Raw genomic sequence first — 26,312 nt, 5'->3', positions numbered from 1 at the left:
TCCTCGCGTCTCGTCAGGCACCCTTGTATTGCGACCAGAAGTCGTTCCACTCATCCAGGCTCTGCCGCACCGGAAGCTCGCGGTACTTGATGCGACCATCGCGGATGTCGTCCATGACGTTGCGCTGACCGAGCAGCATGCCCTGGCGCTTCGCTTCGGCGGGATCCGTGCGGTTCAGCAGCTCCCAGCCCTTTTTGTTCGGGATGAGTGCCGGATAGGCGGCCATCTTCGCCGACTTGACCTGGCCTTCCGGCGAGGTGATGTACTGGATGAACTTCTTCGCCAGTTCCGGGCTGTGCGCCTTCCTCGCGATGCAATACGACTCCGTCCACTGCAAACCGCCCTCCTTCGGCAGCACGGTTTTCACCGGCGCGCCGGCCCGTTGCAGGACGCCGGTGATCCAGTCGCCGATGCCGCACATGGCGTGCACCTGACCGTTCTTCAGCGAAGAGAAGGTGCCGCCGTAGTCGAAGAAACCGCCGATCTGCGGGCGCAAGCTCATCAGTTTCTGCTGCACCGATTGCCAGTGCGCGGCATCGATGTCGTAGGGGCGTGCATTGCCGCTGAGTAAACTGATCTGCCCGAGGTTCGGCAGGTGCCAATCGAAGTGCCCGACCTTGCCCTTGAGGCTCTCGTCCCAGAACACGTCATAGCTCTGCACCTTGGCTTCGGGCACGAGCTGGGTGTTGTAGGCGATGCCGAGGAAACCAAAGCGGATCAGCACCGAATAGAGCTTGTCCCCCTGCCAGTGACCGGGGAAATGCTGGAACTCGGGGTAGAAGTCGTCGAAGGGGTAATCGGCGGGGTCGAGTTGCTCGATGTACTCGGCGGCATTGAGCTGCTGCACATACTCGGCGTCGGACAGGATCAGGTCGAAGGTGCCGGGCGGCGATTGCGCAATCAGCCCCAGCATGTTGTCGCCACCGGTGTAGTACTTGGCCCGGACCTTGACCCCGTACTGGCGCTCGAAATCGGCAACGATGTCCGGTTCGGCGTGCCCGGCCCAGGCGAGGATGACCAGTTCTTTTTCCGCGGCGGCAAAGCTTCTCAAGGGCAACAGCCCGGAGAGCACTGCGGTGCCGGCCAGAAGGCTGGTGGTCTTGAGGAAGGTACGTCGTGAAAAGTCGGTGGTTTTTTTCATTATGGTTTCGCCTGGATGATGGAAAGTGCCTTGTCCCCTGCCTGCTTCCACTGCCAGCCACCTGCGTTGGTGGCTCGCCGAATGCATTGCAGCAGTTCGCCTTCAGCGATTTTTGTGCGCGCCCGACCTGGACTTTGTCAGATCCGACTTATCGCCCTGCTTACCCAAAAGCGGCATTGACCTAGCTGATTCATCCGACGAAAACGCCAAATGAGAGGCTGTTTTGTCAATTACGGGTCGGATTTAGACAAGTCGGCGCCCTCCTCATCTGATCGAATTGCCCTACGAACGCTTTTCGGTTCCGGCCCGCCAACGGGAGGGGCAAGCCCTAGGCGAACGCCTCCATTCACCGGCTTGAAACCAGCAAGCGATCAATCCATTTCCAAGGGTGTGCAGATGAACAACAGTGTCGTAATTGGAGAACTCACCTGGCCGGAGTATGCGGAGAAGGTGGCGACCGGCTGCCCGGTCTTCCTGCCCGTTGGCGCGCTTGAGCAACATGGTCATCACATGTGCATGGAGGTCGATGTCCTGCTGCCTTCGGCGATCTGCAAAGCGGTGGCGCAAAAGGTCAGCGGCCTGGTGTTGCCGGCCCTTGCCTACGGTTACAAGTCCCAGCAGAAATCCGGCGGCGGCAACCACTTTCCCGGCACCACCAGCCTCGATGGCGCCACGTTGACCAGTACCGTGCAGGACATCATTCGCGAACTGGCGCGCCATGGCGCCCGCAAGCTGGTGTTGATGAACGGGCACTTTGAAAACTCGATGTTCATTGTCGAGGGCATCGACCTGGCCCTGCGGGAACTGCGCTACGGCGGCATCACCGACTTCAAGGTGGTGGTGCTGTCCTACTGGGATTTCGTCAACGACCCCGCCGTCATCGCCAAACTCTACCCCGACGGCTTCCTCGGCTGGGATATCGAACACGGCGGTGTGTTCGAAACGTCGCTGATGCTCGCGTTGCACCCTGACAAGGTCGATCTGAGTCGTGCGGTCGACCACCCTCCCGCGAAATTCCCGCCTTACGACGTGTTCCCCATCATCCCGGAACGCACGCCGGCCTGCGGAACGCTGTCATCGCCCAAAGGCTCCAGTCGCGAGAAAGGCGAACTGATTCTCGACGTGTGCATCACCGGCATCAGCGCCGCGGTGCGCGAGGCTTTTGCACTGGACGCCTGAACAACAAACGGACGTGCCGAACAAGCACCCACGGTTAACGCTTCACCCTCCCCAAGTACAATAAAAAGGGTAAGTCTCATGTCCAGCAGCTCAACCTTGGCCCCGGGCCTCAAGCAGCGTCACGTCACCATGTTGTCCATTGCCGGTGCCATCGGCGCCGGCCTGTTCATCGGTTCAGGGCACGCCATCGCGTCGGCGGGCCCCGCCGCCATCCTCGCCTACATCTTTTCCGGCACCCTGGTGGTGCTGGTGATGCGCATGCTGGGCGAGATGGCCGTCGCGTCGCCCGATACCGGCTCGTTTTCCACCTACGCCGAGCGAGCGATGGGACGCAGCGCCGGTTTCACCATTGGCTGGCTGTATTGGTGGTTCTGGGTGCTGGTGATTCCGATCGAAGCCATCGCCGCGGCGGCCATCCTCCACGCCTGGTTTCCCTCCATCCAGACCTGGGAGTTCGCGATCGCAGTCACTGGCCTGCTGACCTTGACCAACCTGTTCAGTGTCGCCCGCTACGGCGAGTTCGAGTTCTGGTTCGCCATGCTCAAGGTCATCGCGGTGCTGGGCTTCATTGCCCTGGGCGCCCTGGCTCTGGCCGGAGGGTTGCCGGAGACGACGGTGAGTGGCGTGGTTCAGCTGAGCCATGAGTTCGGCGGCTTCATGCCCAATGGCATGACCGCCGTGATCGGGGCGATGCTCACCACCGTGTTCAGCTTCATGGGCACGGAAATCGTCACCATTGCCGCTGCCGAATCGAAAAACCCTGCCAGGCAGATCACCCGTGCGACCAATTCCGTGGTCTGGCGGATGGGGATTTTCTACATCGTCTCGGTGTTCCTCATCATCTCCATCGTGCCCTGGAATGACCCGATGCTCAGGGAAGTCGGCTCTTACCAGCGCGCGCTGGAGTTGATGAACATTCCCCACGCGAAAATGATCGTCGACATTGTCGTGCTGATCGCCGTCGCCAGCTGCCTCAACTCGGCCATCTACACGGCGTCTCGCATGGTCTTTTCCCTGAGCAAACGCGGGGATGGCCCACGAGTTCTGCAGAAAACCTCGTCCGCCGGCGTGCCCTATATCGCGGTACTCGCCAGCACGGCGGTGGGTTTCCTGACCACGGCACTGAATTACTTTGCGCCAAACGAAGTGTTCTCCTTCCTGCTGGCCAGCTCCGGGGCCGTGGCACTGCTGGTCTACCTGGCCATTGCGGTGTCGCAACTGGTGCTGCGCAAGCAGATGAACGCGTCGGGGCAGCCGATCGTTTTCAAAATGTGGTTGTTCCCGTGGCTCAGCTACCTGGTGATTGTCTGCATCCTGAGCATCCTCACGGTGATGCTGATCTTGCCGGAACACCGCATGGAAGTGATCGCCACCGGTGCGCTGACCGTCTCCATCGTCTGCATGGGTGCAATCTTCAACTCCCGGAAGAAGACCGTTCAAACCGCTGACGGAGCTCAAACCGAAAACGCCTAACGCCACCTGTAGGAGCCGGCTTGCCGGCGATGGCGGTGTATCAGTCAATACATGTATCGCCTGAAAGGACGCTATCGCCGGCAAGCCGGCTCCTACAGGTTAACCACCTTACCGATCACCTCTTTCCGGCCGCTCGCCACCACGGAGCCGGCCGGTTTTTTTTGCAGACCCGTTATGCCTGACTTCCCCGCTTCAAACACCCCCGCTCAAGCCGGTCCATACTCATGGCATCTTGCGTGCATACACCTGTGGTGACGGCCTGTTGAAAGGTCGCCCGGTATAAAATCCACAAACCTGTTTTCAGGGTCCACAATCACAAAAACGAGATGACGTCGCCCGGTCGGCCGCTTGCGGCAGAGCGCGTCACTGATGCAGTCGAGGAGCGGTAACAATGGCGAAACTCCAAGCGGCGCAACCCGCCGCAGGACGCTCGGCGAATGAACTACGGCCGGTTAAAACCGTGGGTTTCCTGGTCATCCCCAACTTCACCACCATCGGCTTCGCTTCCGCCGTGGAAACCCTGCGCATGGCCAACCTGGCGGCGCGCAAGCCGATGTTCCGCACGGTGATCATCGCTGCCAGCCTGGAGCCGGTCACGGCCAGCAATGGCATGCGCATCCTGCCCGACCACAGCATCACCGATGCACCAAAACTCGACATGCTGTTCGTCGTCGGTTCAAACCCGATCGTCGCCAACCACAGCAGCCGTCCGCTGCTCAACTGGCTGCGCAAGCTGGCCCATGACCAGGTGCCGCTGGGCGGGATCTGCACCGGCAGCCATTTGCTGGCGCGTGCCGATCTGCTCAAGGGTTATCGCTGCACGATCCACTGGGAGGACATCGAAGCACTGAAGGAACGTTTTCCGGGGATCATCATTTCCAACCAGCTGTTCGAGCTGGACCGTGACCGCTACACCTGCTCCGGTGGCGTGGCCTCGATGGACATGACCTTGCAATTGATCGCCCGCGAACCGGGTGGCCGGGACATCGCCGCCCATACGGCGGAGTTGCTGTTGTGTGACCGGATTCGGGGGGCGCAGGAACAACAGCGTGTGCCGTTGCGGCAGAAGCTCGGCACCTCGCAACCCAAGCTCAGCCAGATGGTGGCGATCATGGAAGCCAATCTCGAGGAGCCGGTGGGTCTTGAGGAGCTTGCGCGGTTGAACGAGGTGTCGGTGCGGCAACTGGAGCGCCTGTTTCACAAGCACCTGCAACGCACGCCGAGCCAGTATTATCTGGAGCTGCGCCTGGCACGGGCGCGGCAACTGCTGCTACGCAGTGAATCGCAGGTCCGTGACATCGCCCTCGCCTGCGGTTTCGTGTCGCCGGCGCATTTTTCCAAATGCTATAGCCGGTTTTTTGGTGTGTCGCCGATTGGGGAGCGCAAGCAGGTGGCGGCCTTGCATTGATGTCGGCTTCATCGCGAGCAGGCTCGCTCCCACATTGAACCGCACTCGGTCAACTGTAGGAGCGAGCCTGCTCGCGATGGCTTACTCAAGAACACCCAGGAACTATCAATCCTGCAACGCCTTGTGCGCCGTTTCCCGACTCGCCAGCATCGCAACCAACGCCACCGCCGCTGCCGCCAGCAGGTACCAGGCCGGCGCCATTTTGTTGCCGGTCAGTTGAATCAGCCAGGTCGCGATAAACGGTGCCGTCCCGCCAAACACCGCGTTGGCGATGTTGAAGCTGAAGGCAAAACCGCTGAAGCGCACCCGTGTGGGGAAGATCTCGGCGAGGAAGCACGGCAAGGTGCCGTCGTTCATCGCCAGGATCGCGCCGAACGCAATCTGAATCATCAGGATCACCATCAGCGGCTGATTCTCCAGCATCCCGAACAACGGAAAGGTCAACGCCAGGAACATGACCGAAGCGATCACCAGCATGGTCTTGCGCCCGAAGCGATCCGATAACCGACCCATCAGGAAAATCAGGCCGATGTAGGTCGCCAGCGACACGGTCGAGGCCAGGAACGAATCACTCTCGCTCATGCCCATTTCGGTGGACAGGTAGGTCGGCATGTAGCTGAGCAACAGGTAAAACGCCACCGCGTTGAGGCAGGTCACGCCGATCCCGATCATCACGCTGCGCCGGTGCACGGTCAGCAACTCGCGAACCGGGGCGTGGGTCGCGCATTCCTTCGCTTCCAGGCGTTTTTCCATCTCCAGGAACTTGGGCGTGTCCTGCAGGCTCATGCGGATATAGCGCCCCACCAGGCCGAATGGCGCCGCCAGCAAAAAGGGCAAGCGCCAGCCCCAGCTGTGCAGGTCCTCGACACTCATCCACGCGTGCAGCCCGGCGACGAACACCGCGCCGAACAGCAAGCCCGCCGCTGTACTCGCCGGGACGATGCTGGTGTATAAGCCGCGCTTGCCCTCGGGTGCGTACTCGGCGAGAAACGCCGATGCCCCGGCATACTCACCTGAAGCGGAGAAGCCCTGGAACAGGCGAATCAGCAATAACAGCGCGGGAGCCCACAGGCCGATGTGGTTGTAGGTCGGCAGGATGCCGATGCAAAAGGTCGAGACCGACATGATCAGAATCGACCACGACAGCGCGCTGCGGCGCCCGTATTTGTCACCGAAGTGACCCCAGACCAGTCCACCCAGCGGGCGGACGATAAACGACAGCGCGAACACGGCAAAGGTCGCCAGCAGCGCCGAAGCCTTGTCGGTTTGCGGGAAAAACGTCAGGGCGATGACAGTTGCCAGATAGCCGTAGGCCGCATAGTCGAACCACTCGACGAAGTTGCCCATGAAGCTGGCACTGGCGGCGCGGCGCAGGGCCTTGCGCTCGGCCGTCTGTTCAAGTTGCTGTTCCATGGCGGGCGTCAGCGAAGCGCTTTGGGTGCTCATTGTGCACCTCCGAAGTGAGAGGTGCGGTTGTCGAAATGAAAAGCCGGGACGTGGGACATGACAAAACCCTCTATTGTTTTACTTGGCAGGGTTAAGGCTCGGTAGATGCTGCGCGCTCTGGGGTGCGCATGCGTTGTTTTTTTCCGGTTTATCTCAGCCACCGGTAAGATTTTTCGCCGCTCATCAACGTAAAACGCCGCACAGGTTCGCTGTGCGGCGCAACGTCTTACTTCTTGATGATGTTGTGTTCAGGGCCATACGGGAACTTGGTGATGTTTTCCCCGCCCTGTTCGTTGACGATCAGGATGTCGTGCTCACGATAGCCGCCGGCACCTGGAAGGCCTTCGGGCAGCATGATCATCGGTTCGATTGAGACCACCATCCCCGGCTCCAGCACCGTGTCGATGTCTTCGCGCAGTTCCAGCCCGGCTTCGCGGCCGTAGTAGTGGCTCAGCGTACCGAAGGAGTGACCGTAGCCGAAGGTGCGGTATTGCAGCAGATCGTGCTCCAGGAAGATCTCGTTCAATTGCAGCGCGATGTCGCAGCAGCGCATGCCCGGCTTGATCAGCTTCAGCCCCGCTTCGTGCACTTTGACGTTCACTTCCCACAGGCGCAGATGCTCGTCGGAGCAATGGTCGAGGAACAGCGTACGTTCCAGCGCGGTGTAGTAACCGGCGATCATCGGGAAGCAGTTGAGGCTGAGGATATCGCCCTTGTTGACCTTGCGCGACGTGACCGGGTTATGCGCACCGTCGGTGTTGATGCCGGACTGGAACCAGGTCCAGGTGTCCATCAGCTCCGCATCCGGGAACGTGCGGGCAATCTCGCGCACCATGGCCTGGGTCGCATGCAGTGCCACTTCGTATTCCGGCACCTGATCACGCAGGGCTTCGACGATGGCGGCGCCGCCGATGTCCGCGACCCGCGCACCGTGGCGGATGATCGCGTGTTCTTCGGCGGACTTGATCATGCGCATGCGCATGCACGGTGCACCGATGTCCACCAGCTCTGCCTGCGGATAGCGGCTGGCGAGCTTGTCGCGATTGAGCAAATTCAGATGGTCGAATTCGATGCCGATGCGCCCGGCCTTCGGCAACGCCTGCTGGATCGCGACGAAGTAGTTGTCGCGCTGCCAGTCGGTGTAGACGATGTTTTCAGTGCCGACGGTGCGGCGCCATGGCTGACCGCCATCGATGTTGGCGCTGATGGTCACGGCGCTGTCCTGGGTCACGACGAGGGCATACGGACGCCCGAAGGAGCAGTACAGGAAATCGCTGTAGTAGTTGATGTTGTGATACGAGGTGAAGACGGCGGCGTCGATGTTGTTCTGCGCCAGGTAGGCGCGCAATTTGCCCTGGCGGTTGGCGTATTCCTGAGCGGAGAACGTCGGGCTGGTTTTCTCGCCGTTCTTGATCTGGATGGTTTTCGGCATTTGCATGTCATTTATCCTTTTCATTGTTTGAGCTACAGATGGCGCCAATCTGGCGGGCCGCTGGAGATCATTCGAACAGATGCAAACCGGGCTTTTTTGCGCGAATCCGACCTGTAGTTGGTCATATCCGCTGTTTTCGAAAGCCCTGCCGCAAGAAACAAAAATGCCCCCGGCAAGCGCGGTAAAGGCCGCTTGGCGGAGGCATCGGGAAAATGACGCAATCAGTGTGGGAGTGAGCCAACTCGCGATGAGGCCGGGACCGCCAACATCGATCCCCGCTTGAGCAGGCCTGTACCCATATGGTCGCGAGGGTGCGCGCCGAAGTACTGCCGGTAGCAACGAAAGAAATGCTGCAACGAAACGAATCCGCACGCGGTGGCGACCTCCGACAGCGACTGTTCACCTCCCCGCAGCAGCTGACGCGCCTGTTGCAACCGCAAATCCAGGTAATGCCTCGCCGGTGAACAACCCAGGCTGCGTTTGAACAAGCGCTCCAGGTGCCGGACGGAAATCCCCATGGCCTCAGCCAGTTCGTCGATACCGAGCGTTCGGCTCAAGTGCTCGTTCATCAACGCCAGTGTCGCCTGGAGTTTTGCCGGGGCGTCCTGCACGGGCAATAGCGGCCGGGCCTGGCGGGCGGCATGTTTTTCCATGCGCAGGATCAGGCCTCGGCCATGGCTCCGCGCGAGCAGATCGTGCATCAAGCCTTGCACGGCCTGCGGGCCGACGCAGGTCAGGCGCTGGCGATCGACGCAGAACGGCGCGGCCACCGGCGTCAACTGGCTGAACGCAGCAAAAGCCAGGTAAGCTGCAGGCTCCGGCAAGCTGCAACGGAAGCCTTTCAGGGCGCCGATCTTCGCCAGCAACCAGCCAGCGCTGCCCAATGCCCCCAGACTGACCGGCTGCAACGCCCAGTGATTCAGTTGCGCGATCAATTGCGGATGCTCCGCCTGAAGCTGCGGGTTGTCGCCACCACAGAGGATCAACACATCAAACGCCTGTGCCTGATCCAGTCGCGCCGTGTGGGTGGCGATGCCATTGCTGGCGTTCAGTGACTGCCCGTCCAGGCTCAGCATTTGCCAGCGGCAGACCTCGCCGCCCGCCAACTGGTTGGCCAGGCGCAAGGGCTCCAGGGCATTGGCCAGGGCGTACATATCGAAGGCGTCCATCAGCCAGAAACCAATACGCAGCACCGGCGGTTGTGGCCGGCCGGATTCGCTCAGTTGCAGCATGTCCCGCTCTCCCGTTGATTGATGCCGGCCTTCGATGGCGCCGGACGTTCCACCGATTGTCGATGCCAGGGATGAAAGCGGTTTGTCAGATATCGACCCCTGATTGCCTGGAGCTACCGACGGGACAGTTTTGTATCCGTCTGTATATGAACCCCGGCTGGATACGCAGGCAGCGATTTCGCGACGTAAAAGCACACATCGGCGATACACCCGAGCGTTTAACTGTGTTCACCGGATAGCCGCAGCTACCGACCCACTCAAACTAAACGCACGGAGAATCAACCATGTTCAACTTCTCGAAAGTTTCGTCCCTGGCACTCGGTCTGGCACTGATCGGCGGTCTCGGCCTATCGAACCTGGCCTCGGCCAATACCGCGAGCACCCAGCAGTTGCTGGTGGAAGGCGGTTCGGATCACCTGCAACAGAATCGCGTTGCCGAGGGCGGTGCCGATCGCCTGCAAGAATTGCGTGAACGCGTGGCTGAAGGCGGCTCCGATCGTCTGATCGAAAATCGCGTTGCCGAAGGCGGTGCCGATCGTCTGCAAGAACTGCGTGAACGTGTTGCGCTGGTCAGCCCGGCCAACGCCGTGCGCGGCGGTGTGGTGGTGGCGGACAATCGTGCCGAATTCGGGTCGAAATATCAGCGGTATTGATTGAATGCCGAGCCGCACACCTTGAAAGCCCGAATAAGTCGGGCTTTTTTATGGGTTAGAAACTGAAACCTACAGCTACAGTTCCACCTCAATCTCCTTTAACACAGAGGAACACCGCTCATGAAAATCGGTTTTCTGGGTCTTGGCAGCATGGGCCAGGCCATTGCCGCCAATCTTTTGCAAAGTGGCCATGAAGTGTGGGTGTGGAATCGCTCCCCCGACGCGGCGCGCAAGCTGGTCGAGCTCGGCGCGAATGCCGCGGCGACTGCGGCTGAGGCGTTCAATGCCGATGTGGTGTTCACCATGCTCGCCGACGACAAGGCGCTCAGGGCGGTGTTGCTCGATTCCGGGTTGCTGGCCGGGCTCAAGGCGCCGCTGATTCACGTCAACCTGGCGACCATTGCCGTGGCCTTCGCCGAGGAACTGGCCACCCTGCATGCGGCGCAGGGTATCGACTACGTCGCGGCGCCGGTGATGGGACGGCCCAATGTCGCGGCCTCGGGCCAACTGAACATTCTTGCTGCCGGGCCCGAGTCCGCCATCGACCGGGTACAACCGTTGCTCGACCTGATCGGGCGCAAGACCTGGCGACTGGGGGAGAAAGCTTCGAGCGCCAACGCCATGAAACTGGCCACCAACTTCCTTCTGGTGTCGGCGGTGCAGGCCATGAGTGAAGCGGCGGTGCTGGTCACCCGCTACGACCTGCCCTCCTCGGCCCTGATCGATCTGGTGTCGAGCACGATTTTCACCGGCCCGGTCTATCAAGGCTACGGCGCCCTGATCGGTGAACGCCGGTATGAGCCGGCAGCGTTCAAGGCGGCCCTTGGGCTCAAGGATGTCGAGCTGATCCGCGCGGCGGCCGAGGATGTGTCGATCCAGCTGCCGACCGCCAATCTGATCCGCGATAACCTGCTGGATGCCATTGCCCATGGCCAGGGGGATATGGACCTGGCGGTGCTGGCCGAAGTCGAGGAAAGACGGGCACGCTCTTAAAGCTTAAAAGCATCGCGGGCAAGTCGGGACGCCGCATCGCCGCTCCCACAAGGTCATGTGTCGTTCACAGGTTAGGTGACCGACACATGACCCTGTGGGAGCGAGCCTGCTCGCGATCCGCGCAAAGCGCGGCCATCCACCCAATATCCTCAATCCTCCGCGGGCCTCCTGAACACCAACAACTTCCCGGTCGCCCGCTGCACCACCTTGTCATTCTGGTTCAACGTCTCCATGAACAGCGTCACCACCCCCCGATCCGGTTTCGACGCCGACGGCTCTATGGCCCGCACGCTGCTGAACAGCTGCAACACGTCACCGGGATACGTCGGCGTCGGCCAGCTCAACTCAATGCCCAAGCCTATAATGCCGTCCGCCAGTGGCACGCTGGCCACCAGCATTTTCATGGTCAGCGCCGCGGTGTTCCAGCCGCTGGCGGCCAGCCCGCCGAACAGGCTCAGCTCCGCCTCTTCGGCGCTCAGGTGGAAAGGTTGCGGGTCATATTCCCGAGCGAAGGCCAGCATGGCTTCCCGATCAACCCGCACGGGGTCGCTTTCAAAGTCCTGACCCACGCTCAGGTCATCGAGGTAGAGCTTTTCCCAGGAATGCACACTCATGATTCATTCCTCCGTGCTGTTTTACGAGTCACCGATGTGACTGGGTTATCGCCGCCAAGGCGCTTATGACAGCGGCCCTCCTTCTTCCGGCGGCCGATCCCGGACCCATTGCCAGAATAATTGATACCCGACCGCCAGCACGACCGGGCCGATAAACAGCCCGATGATGCCGCTGGTGACCATGCCGCCGAGGGCGCCGATCAGCACCACCGGCATCGGCACATCGACGCCGCGCCCCAACAGCAGCGGTTTGAGCACGTTGTCCACCAGACCGGCGACGAAAACGTAGATGGAGAACACAATCGTCGCGGTGGAGGCGCCTTCGGTGGCGAACACGAACGCAATCACCGGAATCGTGATCAGCGTCACCGGCAACTGCATGATGCCCAGCAACAGCACCGCCAGGGCGAGCAAACCGGCACCGGGAATGCCCTTGAAGACAAAGCCCAGGCCCACCAGCAGCATCTGGATAAACGCGATACCCACCACCCCCAGCGCCACCGCACGGATGGTGGCGGTGCACAGTTCGGCGATCTTAGGACCTCTGGCCGGGCCGCTGACCCGCGAGGCGATTTGCACGGAGGCGCGATTGCCGCTCTCGCCGTGGGCCATGAAGATGCCGGCAATGATCAAGGCGAAAATGAAGGTCAGGAACCCCATGCCAACGCCGGCCAGTTTGCCCAACAGGGTCAGGCTGACGTTTTTGATCTGTGGAATGTACTTGGCTGCCAGCTCAGGCAGATTGGTCGAGGCCTGTAGCCACAGGTCTGAGAGGGACTGGCCGATCACCGGCCAACTGGCAATGGATTCGGCGGGCGGAGGAATGTGGAAGTTGCCGCCCTTGACAATCGCCATCGCATGCTCGACCGAGTCGGCAATCGAAGTGCCCAGCAGGTAGATCGGCACCATCAGGATGATGATAGCGACCAGGATGATCAGCGTCGCGATACGTCCTTCTTTCATCCCCAACGGTCCTTTCAACCGTTCCTGCAGCGGGTAAAGGGTGATCGCGAGAATCAGCGACCACAGCATCAGGTCGCGGAACGGGCTGAAGATCTCGAAGCAGAACAGCACCAGAACCGCGATCAGCCCGGCCCGGATAAAGACGTCGAGCAACGTGCGTGTCAGGGTTTTCTCGGTGAAGGACGTGGGCTCCATGGGAGGCTCCTTGCAACACTGGGTTAGCCCAGCATAGACGTTTGGCGACGGACCGTAGGGGGTGGGCGCCAGTGGAGACGGGGTACAAACACAGCACATCCGCTCAATATCCGCGCGCAGACCCGCGGCACCATGTACGTCCCCACTCACTCTGAAAGGACATTGTCATGGCTATCGCCAAAGCTGCTCCCGGCAAAACCCTGCTGACCCCGACCGACCACACGCTGATCATGATCGACCATCAGTCGCAAATGTCCTTCGCGACCAAGTCGATCGACGCCGTGACCCTGCGCAACAACGCCGCGCTGGTGGCCAAGGCTGCGCGTGGCTTCAAGGTGTCGACCATTCTCACCACGGTCGCCGAAAAGAGCTTCTCCGGCCCGATCTTTGACGAAATCAAGTCGGTGTTCCCGGAACACACCATCATCGACCGCACCAGCATGAACACCTGGGAAGACGAGCGCATCGCCGTCGAGGTCAACAAGTTCGGCAAGCAGAAAATCGTCCTGGCCGGCCTGTGGACGTCCGTGTGCATTGTTGGCCCGGCGCTGTCGGCCATCGATCAGGGTTTTGAGGTGTACTTCATTGCCGATGCCTGCGGCGATGTGTCCATCGAAGCCCACGAAATGGCCATCCAGCGCATGATCCAGCTCGGCGCTCGCCCGATGACGTCGCTGCAATACCTGCTTGAGCTGCAACGCGACTGGGCGCGCGGCGAGACCTATGACGAAACCGTCAAAACCTCGATCGCCAACGGTGGCTCCTATGGTCTGGGCCTGATCTACGCCAAGACCATGTTTGGCGCCTCCGAAGGCCATTAATCAACACCGCTCGGCCCTTGTGGGAGCGAGCCTGCTCGCGAATGCAATCTGTCATTCAACATCGGTGTTTTCTGACAGAACGTTTCGCGAGCAGGCTCGCTCCTACAGGAGTTCTGCGTCGCATTCTTCTGGTGGTAATTGATCGATGAACGACCTCAAGGTCCGGCTGCCGTTGTGTTTGTCAGTGCTGCTCTCGGGCACGGTCGCCTACGCGGATGAATCGGTGCCAGGCTTTATCGAAGGCTCGAAGGTTGAGGTGCTCAGCCGCAATTTCTATCTCAACAGCGACTACCGCACGCCCTCGCCCACAGGCAAGAGTTACAAGGCCGAATGGGCCCAGGGTTTCATCAGTTCGATGGAATCGGGCTTCACCGCCGGCACGCTGGGTTTCGGTCTCGATGCCCACGGCTTTGTGGGGTTGAAACTGGACGGCGGCAGAGGCCATTCCGGGACGGGGCTGTTACCGCTGGACAGTGACGGCCGTAGCGAAGGCAACTATTCCAGCGCGGGCGGCGCACTCAAAGTCAGGGCCTCGAACACCACACTGGCCTTCGGTGAAATGATGGTCGAAACCCCGGTGTTCGACACCGCCGACAAACGCCTGCAACCGGAGTACGCCACCGGTTTTTTGCTGAATAGCCGCGAAATCGAGGGCATGAACCTGGTCGCCGGGCACTTCACGGCGTTCAAGAATCAGGACGGTTCCTCGGGCAAGGACAACTTTTACGGCTACGGCGCCAACACCGAGGCCGGCGGCATTTCCCTGCTGGGTGCCGACCTGTTCACGCAAAGCCCCTTGGGTGGCGCGCTCTATGCCTCGGAGTTGACCGACACCTGGCATCAGTACTACGGCAACCTGCACCTGAAGCAATCCGGCTGGTTCCTCGACGCCAACCTCTATCACACGCGGGACACGGGCCAGGCGCTGGCCGGCGCCATCGATAACACTGCGTTCAGCCTGTCGGGCAAATACACCGTCGATGCCCACGCCGTCACCTTGGCTTATCAAAAGATCAACGGCGATACGCCGTTCGATTTCGTCGGTGGCGACTCCATCTACCTGGCCAACTCGATCAAATACGCCGACTTCAACGGCGCCCACGAGCAATCCTGGCAAGCCCGCTACGACCTGGATTTGGGTGCCTACGGCATTCCCGGCCTGAAGTTCATGACCCGTTATGTCACGGGCAGCCAGATCGACGGCACCCATGCGCCCAAGGGCGGCGCCTACAACCCGTTCGATGAAGCGCTCGGCGGCTATGTGCCGCAACAAGGTGACGGCGGACGGCATTGGGAGCGCGACATCGACCTGCGTTACATCGTGCAATCCGGGTCGGCCAAGGGCTTGTCGCTGCAACTGTCCCATGTCTCGCACCGCGCCAACAGCGCCCAGGCCGGTGACGACATCGACCGGGTTTACGTGGTCATCGAGTACCCGCTGCGCTTCGGCCCCTTCTGACCAACACCCACCCCCTGTGGGAGCGAGCCTGCTCGCGATGATCGTCAACGATAACGCGTGTTTGCTGAATAAACGCGTTGTTTTCAAGTCCATCGCGAGCAGGCTCGCTCCCACAGGGGCTTGGCGATTATCATGGCCGCCATTACCCACCCTGCTGTTACGAGACTGAGCATGACCTTCGATTTTGATCAGGTGTTCGACCGCCACAACACCGGCAGTACCAAGTGGAGCCGCTACCCGGCCGACGTATTGCCGATGTGGGTCGCCGACATGGACTTTGCCGCGCCGCCGGCGATCATCCAGGCCCTGCAAAAACGTCTGGAACACCCGTTGCTCGGCTACAGCGTGGCCCAGGATGATTTGCGCGACGCCATCGTCAACGACCTTTGGAATAAATATGCCTGGCGTGTCGAGCCCCAGGAGCTGATTTTCCTGCCCGGCGTCGAGTCGGGCTTCAACATGGCTTTGAACGCCCTGGTGCAACCGCAGCAGACCGTCGTCGTCCAGGTGCCCAACTACCCGCCGCTGCGACATGCCCCCGTGCACTGGGGCTTGAACAAGGTCGAACTGAGTTTCGACACGCTGCCCGACGGCACCTACGCCACGCCACTCGACACCTTGCGCCAGTCGCTGGAAGGTGGCGGCGCCTTGTTGCTGAGCAACCCGCACAACCCGCTGGGCAAGACCTTCCCCCGGAAAGAACTGCAAGCCGTGGCCGAGCTTTGTCTGGCACAGGACGCGTGGATCATCTCCGACGAAATCCATGCCGAGCTGTGCTTCGACGGGCGCAAACACATCCCCACCGCTTCGTTGAGCCCGGCAATCGCCCAGCGCACCATCACGCTGATGTCGGCGAGCAAGGCCTACAACATTGCCGGCCTGAAGACCTCGTTCATGATCATCCAGGACCGCGCCTTGCGTGAGCGGGTCAATCACGCCCGTTGCGGCATGGTCGACAGCGTCAATCCGCTGGGCATGGAAGCGACGCGAGTGGCTTACACCGAAGGCGCGCCGTGGCTGGCCGAGCTGCTGAAGTACCTTCAGGCCAACCGCGATTACCTGGTCGACGCAGTTCGCACCCGACTACCGGGCGTGACCATGAACGTGCCCCAGAGCACTTACCTGGCCTGGCTGGATTGCTCGGCGCTGGGCCTGGACAATCCGCAGCAGTTCTTCCTTGAGCAGGCGAAAGTCGGCCTCAGCCCGGGCCTGGATTTCGGCGATGACTGCAAACAGTTCGTGCGCCTGAACTTCGGTTGCCCGCGCTCGTTGCTGGAAGAAGGCATCGCCCGGATGGAACGTAGCCTGCGCTGACCCCCGGCTTGCCGGCGATTCGATCCTGAATCCCGCGTCGCCTGTCAGGACGCCATCGCTGGCAAGCCAGCCATTTTGACCGTGTGAACCCGATCCCTGTAGGAGCCGGCTTGCCGGCGATGGCGTCCGTCCAGTCAGCACATTGATTGACTGACCCACCGCTATCGCCAGCAAGCCGGCTCCTACGGGGATGGGTGCGCATCCGAAATCCGGGCGAACTCAAGGCAGAAGAACAAGGTCCACCCTTTGACTCTTCTGCCCTGAGTACAGACCATGACCTTCGTAGTTTGGGTGGCGGTATTGGGCGCCGTGCTACTGACCTTGGCCCTGACCTCGTCCTACCTGCGCTGGTTGCCGGTCACCACGTCCGCGGTGTGCCTGGTACTGGGTGCTGCCATCGGGCCGGCGGGGCTCGGGTTATTGAAACTGGACATGCAGAACGCTTCGTTCTGGATGGAGCACCTGACCGAAGTCGCGGTGCTGTTTTCGCTGTTTGTCTGCGGCCTGAAGCTGCGGTCACCCTTCAAGAATAAAAACTGGCGTGTCGCTGTTGGCCTGGCCGGCCCGGTGATGGTGCTGACCATTGCCGGGGTGAGCGTGTTGCTGCACTTCGGGTTTGACCTTTCCTGGGGTGCATCGGTGTTGATCGGCTCGATCCTCGCGCCGACCGATCCGGTCCTCGCCGCGCTGGTGCAGGTCAACGACGCGCGGGATGACGACAGCGTGCGCTTCGGCCTCTCCGGGGAAGCGGGGCTGAACGACGGAATTGCCTTCCCGTTCGTGATCCTTGGGCTGGTGTTGTTGCAACACGACGACAACCCCGGCTGGCTCGGCGACTGGTTGCTGCGCAGTGTGCTTTGGGCCGTTCCCGCTGGCCTGCTGATTGGCTACGGCATGGGGCGAGGCATCGGGCGCCTGACGCTGGCATTGCGAATCAGACATGCGGACAGCACCGTTTCGCCCAACGATTACCTGGCACTGGCGCTGATCGCCCTGGCGTATGTCAGCGCCGAATCGTTGCATGGCTACGGTTTTCTGTCTGTGTTCGCCGCCGGTCTGGGCCTGCGCCATGAAGAGGTGAAATCCACGGGCGACGATGAATTGCCTGCCGAGCATCTGGTCCAGCCGGTGGTCGGGCACCAGAATGTCGAGCCGCAACACGCCGTGCATGGCGATACCGAACGCCTTGAAGACACCCAGGTCGCCGCCGGCATCATGATGGGCGACATGCTCGCCTTCGGCAGCCTGGTGGAACGGGCCATGGAAGTCTTTCTGGTGACGCTGCTCGGCGTGGTGCTGGTCGCGCACTGGGACTGGCGGGCGCTATTGATAAGCGGCGCGCTGTTTTGCCTGATCCGACCGCTGTGCGTCGTCGCCCTGCCCTGGCGCGGCGTGCTGAACGGTCATCAGCGGTTGTTGATCGGCTGGTTCGGCATTCGCGGGATCGGCAGCCTGTATTACCTGTTTTATGCCCTCAACCATGGGCTCGCCCCTTCCCTTGCCACGCTTTGTACCGACCTGACCTTGTCGGTGGTCGCCATGAGCATCCTCGTCCATGGCCTCAGCACGCAACCAACGCTGGCCTGGTATGAGCAGCGCAAAAAGCAAAAAACCTGATTTGATGCCGGCGATTTACCGCCAGGAATCATCAAATTTTCACGTTCATAAATTTGAAATCCTTGCGTGGCGCGACGGGTCACAAGCTTGATATCGCCCGGTTTGAACGGCCGTGGCGTCACTGCCTGTCAACGAATTGAAGGTGCTGGTCATGATTCAGTATTCCACCCGCGATGAAATCAAAGCGTGCCGGGCTTTTGCGCTGGAACGTAATCGTCAGATGTTTGAAGAAGCCCAGGCGCTGAGCCGCGCAGCGTTTGAATTACTTGAGGAAAGTGATCTGGATGGGGAGCTGTTTGATCGCTATCAGGCAATGCGCAGGAAGGCTGATCTTAAGTTCGAAGACGCGATCGAGCACTTACGCGTACTCAATGAGGACTTCCCACCGATACCGATGGCGTCGACAAAAAGCGAGACCGCGAACTGCATGAGTCAAATTTAAGACTCATGCAGCCTGCATGAGCGCAGTTGGCCATCAGGCTGTACAAGTTTTTGATATTTATGCCGATTTACCCCGAAGCCAAATCGGCACGACAAATGCTCCAGGTCAATGAGCGACCTTCGGCCATGAGACCGTTTGCGCACATCCCGTGACTTCTTGAGAGAACTTGACCATGAACGCCATCGACCTGCTTCAAGCCGACCATGAACGCGTGAAAGGCATCCTGACCCAGCTCAGCGAATCCACCGATCGTGGTATCAAGAAACGCACTGAACTGCTGGCAAAACTGGAAATGGAGATTGCCATCCATACCCGTCTCGAAGAAGAAATCCTGTACCCGGCGTACAGGAAAGCCGGTGGCAAGGAACAGGAAGTCATGTATCACGAAGCCAAGGAAGAACACCGTACGGTTGATTCATTGGTATTGCCTGACTTGAAAGTCACCGATCCTTCCACACCGGAGTTTGCCGGGCGGGTAAAAGTGGTCAAGGAATTGCTGGAGCACCACATCGAAGAGGAAGAAACGGAAATGTTTCCTCAGGCGAAAAAGCTGCTGGGCAAAGCGACGCTGGAAGAGTTGGGCGCGCAGATGGAGACCATGAAGGCTCAATGTAAAAAAGAAATGGGCGCCAACATGGCGGCCTGATCAATGACACAGGCACAGATAGGCCCGGTATTGACCGGGCCTTTTATTTTTGGATCTACACGTCATTTTCGGATCTACGCAATCAACATGTAGGAACCGGCTTGCCGGCGATAGCGTCCGTCCAGACAATAAATATGTCGACTGACCCACCGCTATCGCCAGCAAGCTGGCTCCTACAGGAATGCGCATGTGTGATGGCCATTTTGCCTAACGCTGCTCAACCGCCCGGATTGGTGACCTGGATAAACACCGCATAACTGCCCAGCAATATCCAGAACGTGGCAAATATCCACGGCGTACGCACCGAGAACAACAGCGACTTGCGATACCCCTTGTGCGACGACTCCATCTCGCTGAACAGCGGCGACTCGTCGTAAGCGAGCCCCATCAAGGGTTCGCTGCGCAGTAATTCGCTCTGTTTGAAATGCCAGTGATCGATGATGTCGTATGCCGCACGAATGCCCGGCCAGGCATTGAGCGAACTGAGCAGCCCCAGCAATGCCAGAAACGGTGGCACCACCAGGGTGAAAAGTTTGCCCCATTCAGGATTGAGGTTGGACATGCACGACGCGAAGGCAATCACCAGGAACGATTGCGCCGCCAGATAAGCGTCCGTGCGATTGGCCAGGATGCTGGTTTCGTACTGGATTTCCCGTCGGTAGAAATCCAGACGTTCCTTGGGCGAGCCAAACATTTTGGCGTTGTGTTCAGTCAGGGCTTCTTCGGCGGGGGCTTCAGTCAATATTCTTGGCACAGGGCACACACAGGATCGAAAGCGTTTAGAAGAAACGCCTGCCGACAAGTTCATATGGATTCAGGCCGCCCCATACGCCAATCATTTCATTGTCGAGGCAATGATCTCCACCAGGTTCAGTTGGGTGAAGGGTTTGGACAGGCGCGGGAGTTCGGTCGCGAAGCCTTCCAGCCGCTCGGCGTAACCGGTGGCGAGGATAATCGGCAGCTCCGGCTTGAGCTTCCTGATGGCCTGCGCCAGTTCTGCACCGTCCATTTGCGGCATGGCCATGTCGGTGATGACCAGGTCAATCGACGGTTCGCTGTCGAACGCTTGCAGTGCTTGTACCCCGGACATCGCACTGATCACCCGATGCCCGAGGTCTTCGAGCAGCAGGCAGGTACTGGTCAGCACCAGGCTGTCGTCATCCACCACCAGCACACACAGTCGAGGCACTGGCGGTGCGGCTTGCACTTCGGCGGGTTTGGCCTTCGAACCGTGGGTCGCGACAGGCAGCCACAATTCCGCCGTGGTGCCCTTGCCCTTCTGGCTTTTGAGGATAAAGCGTCCGCCCAGTTGTTCGATGAAGCCATGCACCATCGACAGCCCTAGCCCCGTGCCCTTGCCGACGCCCTTGGTGGTGAAGAACGGGTCCATCGCCACGGCGAGGGTGGCGTCGTCCATGCCCTCTCCTGCATCGGTGATACTCAGGCAAACGTAACGGCCTGACATAGAGGTGAGCGAGCGATCGTTTTTCGCGTCTTCAGAACGAGCGCTGATCAGGATCTTGCCGCCATGGGGCATCGCGTCGCGGGCGTTGGTCACCAGGTTCAGGACCGCCAGTTCAAGCTGGTTGATGTCGGCCAGTACGGGTTCGACCGTTTCCGTGAACCGGGTTTCGAGCACCACGGAAGGTCCGAGGGAACTGCGCAGCAAACCAGTAATGCCTTCCACCAGCGCCGGGACTTCGACGGACTCGGTTTTCAGCTCCTGACGCCGGGCAAACGCCAGCATGCGTTGGGTCAGCGATACGCCGCGCAGCGCGCCCTGCGTGGCGTTATCCAGCAACCGGGTGATTTTCGAGTCATCGCCCACGCGTTTTCGCACGATCTCCAGGTTGCCGAGGATCACCGTCAACAGATTATTGAAGTCATGAGCAATGCCCCCGCTGAGCTGGCCGATGGCCTGCATCTTTTGCGCCTGGAACAGCGCTTCACGGGTTTGTTCGAGGGTTTGCTGGGCGAGCGTGGCTTCGGTGATGTCCCGGGTGATCTTGGCGAAACCGAGCAAGGTGCCCGTGTCGCCCCAGATCGGATCGACCACGACATGGGCGAGAAACCGCGTGCCGTCCTTACGCAACCGCCAGCCCTTGTTTTCGAAACGCCCGTCACGAACGGCAATGCTCAACGTACGCTTCGGTTCACCGGCCTCGCGATCCTCCGGGGTGTAGAACATTGAAAAATGCTTGCCGATCACCTCTTCGGGCAAATAGCCCTTGATGCGCTGGGCGCCTGGATTCCAGTTGGTCAGGCGCCCCTCCGGGTCAAGCGTGTAGATGGCGTAATCCGTAACGCTTTGCACCAGCAGCCGGAACTGCTGCTCGCTCTGCTTGAGGACTTCCTCGGCCATCTTGCGGTCGGTGAGGTCCCGGGTGATCTTGGCAAACCCCAGCAGCTTGCCGGACGGGTCGCGAATGGGGTCAATCACCACGTGACACCAGAAATGCGAGCCGTCCTTGCGAACCCGCCAGCCTTCACCTTCGAAACGCCCGTCACGAATCGCCGTGTCCAGCGCCCGTTGCGGCATCCCCTTGAGACGGTCTTCCTCCGTGTAGAAACGCGAGAAGTGCTGGCCGATGATCTCGGCTTCCTCGTAGCCCTTGAAACGCTTGGCACCGGCGTTCCAGCTGGAAATGATGCCGTCGGGATCAATCATGTAGATCGCATAGTCAATCACCGCATCGATCAACAGGCGAAAGCGTCCGTCCTCGATGGCGCTGGCTTTGGTCCGATCCTCGCTCATTGAGCCCTCACGTCATGATTGTTTTGGTGGAGTATGGGACAAACCGAAGAATAGGAAAGCCCGAAAACACTCATTGACGCGAGTTGATCAACCGGCCTCATAGCGATGGCAGGATGGCGTTGCACCCACTTCATGCTCGACCGACCACCACCGTGGCAGCAATTGCTTGACCTTGCTCTCGCCAAACCGGTCATCGATCAACATCACCACCCCCTGATCCTGCTGGGTCCGGATCACCCGCCCCGCCGCCTGAACCACTTTCTGCACCCCGGGAAACAAGTAGGTGTAGTCGTAGCCGGCGCCGAAAATCGCCGCCATGCGGTGTTTCAACTGCTCGTTGACCGGGTTGAGCTGCGCCAGCCCGAGGGTGGCGATAAAGGCGCCGATCAACCGGGCGCCGGGCAAGTCGATGCCCTCGCCGAACGCCCCGCCCAGCACCGCGAATCCGACACCCTGACTGTCCGCGGTGAACTGATCGAGAAAATCCTGCCGCTGACCTTCCGCCATGCCTCGGGATTGCGCCCACAGATTGATGTGAGGATGGGTTTCGGCCAGCAACTGCGCGACCTGCTGCAGGTAATCGAAGCTGCTGAAAAACGCCAGGTAGTTGCCCGGGCGCTGACTGAACTGCCGGGCAATCAGCTCGACAATCGGCGCAAGGGATGACTGTCGATGGACAAACCGCGTCGAAATCCGGCTGACGATATGGACCTGCAACTGGTCAGCGTGAAACGGTGACTCGACGTCGATCCATACCGTATTCGCCGGCGTCCCCAGCAGGTCCGCATAGTAATGACGCGGGCTCAACGTTGCGGAAAATAGCACGGTACTGCGGGCCGCCGTCAGGCGCGGGCGAATGAACCCGGCCGGCACCACGTTGCGCAGGCACAGCTGTGACAGGTTGCGCGGGCGGTCGAGGTCACGCTTGCTGATATCGAACAGGAACTGTTCGTCGAAGAGCTCCGCCACCTTGCAGAATTGCAGCATCTCGAAATAGAAACTCTGCAAGGCACTGTCCAGCCCTTGCGGGTGATCGTTGAGGTAGTCGCCGATGCTGGCACTGCACTTGAACAAGGCCTGGAGCAGTTTTTCCGGCGGTTTGTCGTAAGCCTGGTACGCCGCGAGTTGCAGGTTATGCAGGGCGTTCCATTCACGATTGACCCGCTGCAGGGCTTTTTTCAAAGGCTCGGGCGCGGTTTTGCGCACACTGTTGAGCGTCGCCTGGTCAAGGCTGGCGCTGTACATCTGCCGCCCACGCTCCACCAGGTTGTGCGCTTCGTCCACCAGCACCGCGACCTTCCAGTTGTTGGCCTGGGCCAGGCCGAACAGCAGCGCGCTGAAATCGAAGTAATAGTTGTAGTCGGCAACCACCACGTCGGCCCAACGGGCCATTTCCTGGCTCAGGTAATAAGGGCAAACCGCGTGTGCCAGGGCCACGTCGCGCAAAGCGCTCTGGTTCAACAGCGTCAGCTCGCTGGCGGCCTGGCGCGCCACCGGCAGGCGGTCATAGAAACCCTGGGCCAACGGGCAGGACTCGCCATGGCAGGCCTTGTCCGGATGTTCGCAGGCCTTGTCCCGGGCGATCATCTCCAGCACCCGCAACGGCGGCGCAGTGGCGCTGTCGAGAATGACCTGCGCGGCATCGAGCGCCAGCTTGCGCCCCGGGGTTTTCGCCGTCAGGAAGAACACCTTGTCCAGTTGCTGCGGGGCCAGGGCCTTGAGCATCGGAAACAAAGTGCCGACAGTCTTGCCGATCCCCGTCGGTGCCTGCGCCATCAGGCAGCGGCCGGTACTGACGGCCTTGAATACCGATTCCGCCAGATGCCGCTGCCCCGGACGGAACCCGGCATGGGGAAACGCCAGGTGCTGCGCGCCGTGGTTGCGCGCCTCGCGATGGGCCATTTCCTGTTCGGCCCAGTGCAGGAACAACCGGCAATGGTGCTCGAAGAACGCCTTCAGTTCGTCAGCGCCAAAGCGCTCGACCAGACAGGTTTCCTTTTCGCTGACGATGTCGAAATACACCAGGGCCACGTTGATCTCTGCCAGATCGAGCTTCTGACACATCAACCAGCCATAGACCTTGGCCTGCGCCCAGTGCAGTTGGCGATGGTTGGCCGGTTGCTTGCCCAGGTCGCCGCGATAGGTTTTGACTTCTTCCAGGCAGTTCTGCGCCGGGTCGTAGCCGTCCGCCCTGCCCTTGACCTTCAGCGTTTGATACAGGCCCTCAAGGGCGACTTCACTCTGGTAGCCCTCGCTGCGCCGGGACGCCACCGTTCGGTGGCCGACGATACCCTCCAGCGCGGTCGGTGACGGGGTAAAGCGCAGGTCGAGGTCGCCGACCTTGGCGGTGAACTCACACAGCGCCCGCACCGCGATGCTGTAGCTCAAGCGCTCTGCTCCGCCCATTGCACGTAGCACACGGCAACGGGCATCTTGTGTTCCTGACAGAATTCGAGCCAGCGCAACTGGTTGTCCTGCAAGCGATCGCCGGGGCCTTTGACTTCGATCATGCGGTAGGTCTTGTGCTGCGGCCAGAACTGGATCAGGTCCGGCATGCCGGCGCGGTTGGCCTTGATGTCCAGCAGCAACCGGTTGAACCAGTGCCTGAGGTGCTCGGCCGGCAGGCAATCGAGCGCCTGTTCGAGCAGCTCTTCGCTCAGCGCGCCCCAGAACACGAACGGCGATTGCACGCCCCACTTCGCGACATACCGCTCGCGGATCGTCTGCAGGTAGCGGCCGTCATCCAGCTGGGCGAGGCAGGCATCGAACAGTTCCGCCCGTCGGGCATGGAAGTCTTCATTGTGCAGATCCACCGGTCCGCGCTGGAACGGGTGGAAAAACGCTCCCGGCAACGGCGCGAAGATCGCCGGCCAGCAGAGCAACCCGAACAACGAATTGATCAGGCTGTTTTCGACGTAGTGTACGGGTGCCGAATCCTCGGTCAGATGCGCCTGAACGTAAAACTCCACTGACAGCTCGGGATCGGTTCGCGGCAACTGCAGATCGAGGCGCAGCATCTGCCGTGGGGACGCTCGTTTCACCGGTGGCCCTCCGAGTTTGCGTCGCAGCCTGGGCAACATGCGCAGCAATTGCTGTTGTTCGGCGGCGCTTTCCGGTGCCTGCCCGGCGACAACGGCCAGGTCCATGGCCAGCTGATACTCGCCGCAGCGCTCCAGCACCCGAATCAACCGCTGCCGCGCCCCGGGCCAGGCACAGTCGCGGTAAATGCTCAGGGCATTGGCGAAATCCGCCATGCGCTCGCAGTACTGGCCGAGCTGGAACAGCAGCTTGCCACGGCGCTTCTGCAGCCAGGGATTGCTCAGCGTCAGGCCGTTGATCTGCTCGACCACCTCCGCCACCGATTCACCGGCCTCGAAACGCTGCTGGCAGGCGTGCAGAAACAGACAGGCATCCACGTCCTCGCGACTGCGCAAGCCACGGGACTCCGCACAGAACTCGACTTTTTCGTAGGTAAAAATGCCAAGGTCGGCGAGCACGAACTCCGACCAGTCCTGATAAAGGTTGCCGAAAAACATCAGGCGCAGACGATCGCACAGGCCCATGATGGTAAGGCTGAACAGCCGGTCCTCCAGCGGCGGGCACCACTGGCTGAAGCTTCGGGTTTCGGCAAACCGCTCGCTCAGGACTGGCAGCCAATCGGTCTTCTTGCCCTTGGGCTGGTCAATAGCGGCGCCGAAACACTGGAGGATTTCCGCCTTGAGCAGCACCTCGAACAGGGTTTCGAGCGGCAACGGCGCCTGCTCATCGATCCAGCCTCGTTCCAGCAGCGGCATGGCGGCGCTCTCGATGTCACCAATCTCGAGGTAATGCAGTTTGCTCGCCCGGAAATGTATGCCCTTGCGCATGATCATCCGCACCAGCAGTGCCCTGGACTCGCGGGGCAGCCGGTTGAAATCACGGATGAAGGCCTGCTCCTCGTCACTCAGTACATCGGCATAGCGATGTTCAAGCCAATCAATGACTTGCATGAAGTTGTTCAAGTAATAGAACGGATCGTCGAGCGGATTCTGGGTCACAGGGGAACAGGGCCATGGCGAGCGAATACTGGTTATGCGTACAGATACCAGCAACGCCCCGTCCGGTGCAAACGGAAAAGGATAAGCGGCGGCGCCATAAGGATTTTTTTTGGCGGGCCGTCGAACTTTCTGCGGATCCGTCGTACCAACCGCGGTAGAGATACAGTGACAGTTGAAGGATGAGAGGTGGTTATGAATATCAAGACGCTGGGGTTGCCACTGGCAATGGCGACCCTGTTAGCCCTGGCCGGTTGCTCGACGCAGACGGTGGTGACCTTGCAGAACGGCACTCAGTATTTGACCAAGGACATGCCGAAGGCCAATACCAAGGAAGGCGTTTACGAATTCGAAGATATTTCCGGGGCCAAAGTGAAGGTCAAGGTTGATGAGGTGGCTACCGTTCGCAAGGAAGACTAGGCACCGCGTTATCGTTCATCGCGAGCAGGCTCGCTCCCACAGGGGATCTCCATGCGCGCGCCACTGTGGGAGCGA

At 60.4% G+C, this 26,312-nt stretch carries 22 protein-coding genes; 12 read left to right on the top strand and 10 right to left on the bottom strand.

Annotation, left to right across the window (positions count from 1 at the left end):
- Positions 1-13 precede the first annotated feature (13 nt).
- Positions 14-1,141: an extracellular solute-binding protein gene (locus ACF6ZU_RS27170; protein WP_392888693.1), complete on the bottom strand. Its 1,128-nt coding sequence runs from the start codon at positions 1,139-1,141 to the stop codon at positions 14-16.
- 396 nt (positions 1,142-1,537) lie between these two features.
- Between ACF6ZU_RS27170 and ACF6ZU_RS27165 the strand changes: the two genes are divergently transcribed.
- From ACF6ZU_RS27165 to ACF6ZU_RS27155, 3 genes are all read left to right on the top strand, one after another.
- Positions 1,538-2,320, top strand: coding sequence for a creatininase (locus ACF6ZU_RS27165; protein WP_392888691.1), 783 nt, complete (start codon positions 1,538-1,540; stop codon positions 2,318-2,320).
- Between the two features lie 78 nt (positions 2,321-2,398).
- Entirely contained in the window at positions 2,399-3,793 is a 1,395-nt protein-coding gene (gene gabP / locus ACF6ZU_RS27160; RefSeq protein ID WP_392888689.1) for a GABA permease, read from the top strand.
- A 391-nt stretch (positions 3,794-4,184) separates the two neighbouring features.
- Positions 4,185-5,201 (top strand): GlxA family transcriptional regulator, encoded by a 1,017-nt coding sequence (locus ACF6ZU_RS27155; RefSeq protein ID WP_392888688.1) that lies wholly within the window; start codon positions 4,185-4,187, stop codon positions 5,199-5,201.
- Between the two features lie 105 nt (positions 5,202-5,306).
- On the opposite strand, the gene ACF6ZU_RS27150 is transcribed toward ACF6ZU_RS27155, so the two are convergent.
- From ACF6ZU_RS27150 to ACF6ZU_RS27140, 3 genes are all read right to left on the bottom strand, one after another.
- Positions 5,307-6,647 carry an MFS transporter gene (locus ACF6ZU_RS27150; RefSeq protein WP_392888686.1) on the bottom strand — a complete coding sequence of 447 codons (1,341 nt, stop codon included), beginning with the start codon at positions 6,645-6,647 and terminating at the stop codon, positions 5,307-5,309.
- A 226-nt stretch (positions 6,648-6,873) separates the two neighbouring features.
- Entirely contained in the window at positions 6,874-8,085 is a 1,212-nt protein-coding gene (locus ACF6ZU_RS27145) for a M24 family metallopeptidase (RefSeq protein ID WP_392888685.1), read from the bottom strand.
- A gap of 215 nt (positions 8,086-8,300) precedes the next feature.
- Positions 8,301-9,311 (bottom strand): GlxA family transcriptional regulator, encoded by a 1,011-nt coding sequence (locus ACF6ZU_RS27140; RefSeq protein WP_392888684.1) that lies wholly within the window; start codon positions 9,309-9,311, stop codon positions 8,301-8,303.
- A 284-nt stretch (positions 9,312-9,595) separates the two neighbouring features.
- Between ACF6ZU_RS27140 and ACF6ZU_RS27135 the strand changes: the two genes are divergently transcribed.
- Positions 9,596-9,964 (top strand): hypothetical protein, encoded by a 369-nt coding sequence (locus ACF6ZU_RS27135; protein ID WP_392888682.1) that lies wholly within the window; start codon positions 9,596-9,598, stop codon positions 9,962-9,964.
- 120 nt (positions 9,965-10,084) lie between these two features.
- Positions 10,085-10,957 (top strand): NAD(P)-dependent oxidoreductase, encoded by an 873-nt coding sequence (locus ACF6ZU_RS27130; RefSeq protein WP_392888680.1) that lies wholly within the window; start codon positions 10,085-10,087, stop codon positions 10,955-10,957.
- 149 nt (positions 10,958-11,106) lie between these two features.
- Here ACF6ZU_RS27130 and ACF6ZU_RS27125 read toward each other — a convergent pair whose 3' ends face one another.
- Both ACF6ZU_RS27125 and ACF6ZU_RS27120 read right to left on the bottom strand, forming a co-directional pair.
- The gene (locus ACF6ZU_RS27125; RefSeq protein ID WP_392888678.1) at positions 11,107-11,571 is read right to left on the bottom strand and encodes a MaoC family dehydratase; all 465 of its coding nucleotides are present in this window, start codon (positions 11,569-11,571) and stop codon (positions 11,107-11,109) included.
- A 63-nt stretch (positions 11,572-11,634) separates the two neighbouring features.
- A complete protein-coding gene (locus ACF6ZU_RS27120) occupies positions 11,635-12,729 on the bottom strand; it encodes an AI-2E family transporter (RefSeq protein WP_392888676.1) in 1,095 nt (364 codons plus the stop codon).
- 167 nt (positions 12,730-12,896) lie between these two features.
- Here ACF6ZU_RS27120 and ACF6ZU_RS27115 point away from each other — a divergent pair, with 167 nt between their 5' ends.
- The 6 genes from ACF6ZU_RS27115 to ACF6ZU_RS27090 all read left to right on the top strand — a co-directional run bounded on the left by ACF6ZU_RS27115 (position 12,897) and on the right by ACF6ZU_RS27090 (position 19,028).
- Positions 12,897-13,550, top strand: coding sequence for a hydrolase (locus ACF6ZU_RS27115; protein WP_392888675.1), 654 nt, complete (start codon positions 12,897-12,899; stop codon positions 13,548-13,550).
- 145 nt (positions 13,551-13,695) lie between these two features.
- On the top strand, positions 13,696-15,009 hold the full coding sequence (locus ACF6ZU_RS27110) for an OprD family porin (protein WP_392888674.1): 1,314 nt from the start codon (positions 13,696-13,698) through the stop codon (positions 15,007-15,009).
- A gap of 171 nt (positions 15,010-15,180) precedes the next feature.
- On the top strand, positions 15,181-16,323 hold the full coding sequence (locus ACF6ZU_RS27105) for a MalY/PatB family protein (RefSeq protein WP_392888673.1): 1,143 nt from the start codon (positions 15,181-15,183) through the stop codon (positions 16,321-16,323).
- A gap of 273 nt (positions 16,324-16,596) precedes the next feature.
- Complete coding sequence (locus ACF6ZU_RS27100) at positions 16,597-17,940, top strand: cation:proton antiporter (RefSeq protein ID WP_392888671.1); 1,344 nt, start codon at positions 16,597-16,599, stop codon at positions 17,938-17,940.
- Positions 17,941-18,091: 151 nt separating this feature from the next.
- Positions 18,092-18,382 (top strand): hypothetical protein, encoded by a 291-nt coding sequence (locus ACF6ZU_RS27095; protein ID WP_392888669.1) that lies wholly within the window; start codon positions 18,092-18,094, stop codon positions 18,380-18,382.
- Positions 18,383-18,554: 172 nt separating this feature from the next.
- Positions 18,555-19,028, top strand: coding sequence for a hemerythrin domain-containing protein (locus ACF6ZU_RS27090; protein WP_392888667.1), 474 nt, complete (start codon positions 18,555-18,557; stop codon positions 19,026-19,028).
- Between the two features lie 217 nt (positions 19,029-19,245).
- Here the strand turns inward: ACF6ZU_RS27090 and ACF6ZU_RS27085 are convergent, their stop codons facing one another.
- The 4 genes from ACF6ZU_RS27085 to ACF6ZU_RS27070 all read right to left on the bottom strand — a co-directional run bounded on the left by ACF6ZU_RS27085 (position 19,246) and on the right by ACF6ZU_RS27070 (position 25,820).
- Positions 19,246-19,782, bottom strand: coding sequence for a hypothetical protein (locus ACF6ZU_RS27085; RefSeq protein WP_392888666.1), 537 nt, complete (start codon positions 19,780-19,782; stop codon positions 19,246-19,248).
- An 81-nt stretch (positions 19,783-19,863) separates the two neighbouring features.
- Positions 19,864-21,783: a PAS domain S-box protein gene (locus tag ACF6ZU_RS27080; protein WP_392888665.1), complete on the bottom strand. Its 1,920-nt coding sequence runs from the start codon at positions 21,781-21,783 to the stop codon at positions 19,864-19,866.
- Positions 21,784-21,870: 87 nt separating this feature from the next.
- Positions 21,871-24,171: an ATP-dependent DNA helicase gene (locus ACF6ZU_RS27075; RefSeq protein ID WP_392888663.1), complete on the bottom strand. Its 2,301-nt coding sequence runs from the start codon at positions 24,169-24,171 to the stop codon at positions 21,871-21,873.
- A complete protein-coding gene (locus tag ACF6ZU_RS27070; protein ID WP_392888661.1) occupies positions 24,168-25,820 on the bottom strand; it encodes a VRR-NUC domain-containing protein in 1,653 nt (550 codons plus the stop codon). The genes ACF6ZU_RS27075 and ACF6ZU_RS27070 overlap by 4 nt, the downstream gene beginning before the upstream one ends.
- Positions 25,821-26,012: 192 nt before the next feature.
- On the opposite strand from ACF6ZU_RS27070, the gene ACF6ZU_RS27065 reads away from it, so the two are divergent.
- A complete protein-coding gene (locus ACF6ZU_RS27065) occupies positions 26,013-26,237 on the top strand; it encodes a YgdI/YgdR family lipoprotein (protein ID WP_392888659.1) in 225 nt (74 codons plus the stop codon).
- Positions 26,238-26,312: the final 75 nt, after the last annotated feature.

Origin of the sequence: Pseudomonas migulae, assembly GCF_043225285.1 — a bacterium.
In the GTDB taxonomy this organism is placed as follows: Bacteria; Pseudomonadota; Gammaproteobacteria; order Pseudomonadales; family Pseudomonadaceae; genus Aquipseudomonas; species Aquipseudomonas migulae_C.
Note: the sequence above shows the minus strand (reverse complement) of the source record. Positions and strands in the feature narration are given on the sequence as shown.

Excerpts from the sequence above, each read along its gene's own strand:
- ACF6ZU_RS27135 (WP_392888682.1), top strand. The coding sequence starts at position 9,596 with ATGTTCAACTTCTCGAAAGTTTCGTCCCTGGCACTCGGTCTGGCACTG.
- ACF6ZU_RS27080 (WP_392888665.1), bottom strand. The coding sequence starts at position 21,783 with ATGAGCGAGGATCGGACCAAAGCCAGCGCCATCGAGGACGGACGCTTT.
- ACF6ZU_RS27065 (WP_392888659.1), top strand. The coding sequence starts at position 26,013 with ATGAATATCAAGACGCTGGGGTTGCCACTGGCAATGGCGACCCTGTTA.
- ACF6ZU_RS27105 (WP_392888673.1), top strand. The coding sequence starts at position 15,181 with ATGACCTTCGATTTTGATCAGGTGTTCGACCGCCACAACACCGGCAGT.
- ACF6ZU_RS27110 (WP_392888674.1), top strand. The coding sequence starts at position 13,696 with ATGAACGACCTCAAGGTCCGGCTGCCGTTGTGTTTGTCAGTGCTGCTC.
- ACF6ZU_RS27130 (WP_392888680.1), top strand. The coding sequence starts at position 10,085 with ATGAAAATCGGTTTTCTGGGTCTTGGCAGCATGGGCCAGGCCATTGCC.
- ACF6ZU_RS27125 (WP_392888678.1), bottom strand. The coding sequence starts at position 11,571 with ATGAGTGTGCATTCCTGGGAAAAGCTCTACCTCGATGACCTGAGCGTG.
- ACF6ZU_RS27145 (WP_392888685.1), bottom strand. The coding sequence starts at position 8,085 with ATGCAAATGCCGAAAACCATCCAGATCAAGAACGGCGAGAAAACCAGC.
- ACF6ZU_RS27115 (WP_392888675.1), top strand. The coding sequence starts at position 12,897 with ATGGCTATCGCCAAAGCTGCTCCCGGCAAAACCCTGCTGACCCCGACC.
- ACF6ZU_RS27170 (WP_392888693.1), bottom strand. The coding sequence starts at position 1,141 with ATGAAAAAAACCACCGACTTTTCACGACGTACCTTCCTCAAGACCACC.
- gabP (WP_392888689.1), top strand. The coding sequence starts at position 2,399 with ATGTCCAGCAGCTCAACCTTGGCCCCGGGCCTCAAGCAGCGTCACGTC.
- ACF6ZU_RS27140 (WP_392888684.1), bottom strand. The coding sequence starts at position 9,311 with ATGCTGCAACTGAGCGAATCCGGCCGGCCACAACCGCCGGTGCTGCGT.
- ACF6ZU_RS27150 (WP_392888686.1), bottom strand. The coding sequence starts at position 6,647 with ATGAGCACCCAAAGCGCTTCGCTGACGCCCGCCATGGAACAGCAACTT.
- ACF6ZU_RS27120 (WP_392888676.1), bottom strand. The coding sequence starts at position 12,729 with ATGGAGCCCACGTCCTTCACCGAGAAAACCCTGACACGCACGTTGCTC.
- ACF6ZU_RS27100 (WP_392888671.1), top strand. The coding sequence starts at position 16,597 with ATGACCTTCGTAGTTTGGGTGGCGGTATTGGGCGCCGTGCTACTGACC.
- ACF6ZU_RS27155 (WP_392888688.1), top strand. The coding sequence starts at position 4,185 with ATGGCGAAACTCCAAGCGGCGCAACCCGCCGCAGGACGCTCGGCGAAT.
- ACF6ZU_RS27165 (WP_392888691.1), top strand. The coding sequence starts at position 1,538 with ATGAACAACAGTGTCGTAATTGGAGAACTCACCTGGCCGGAGTATGCG.
- ACF6ZU_RS27090 (WP_392888667.1), top strand. The coding sequence starts at position 18,555 with ATGAACGCCATCGACCTGCTTCAAGCCGACCATGAACGCGTGAAAGGC.
- ACF6ZU_RS27095 (WP_392888669.1), top strand. The coding sequence starts at position 18,092 with ATGATTCAGTATTCCACCCGCGATGAAATCAAAGCGTGCCGGGCTTTT.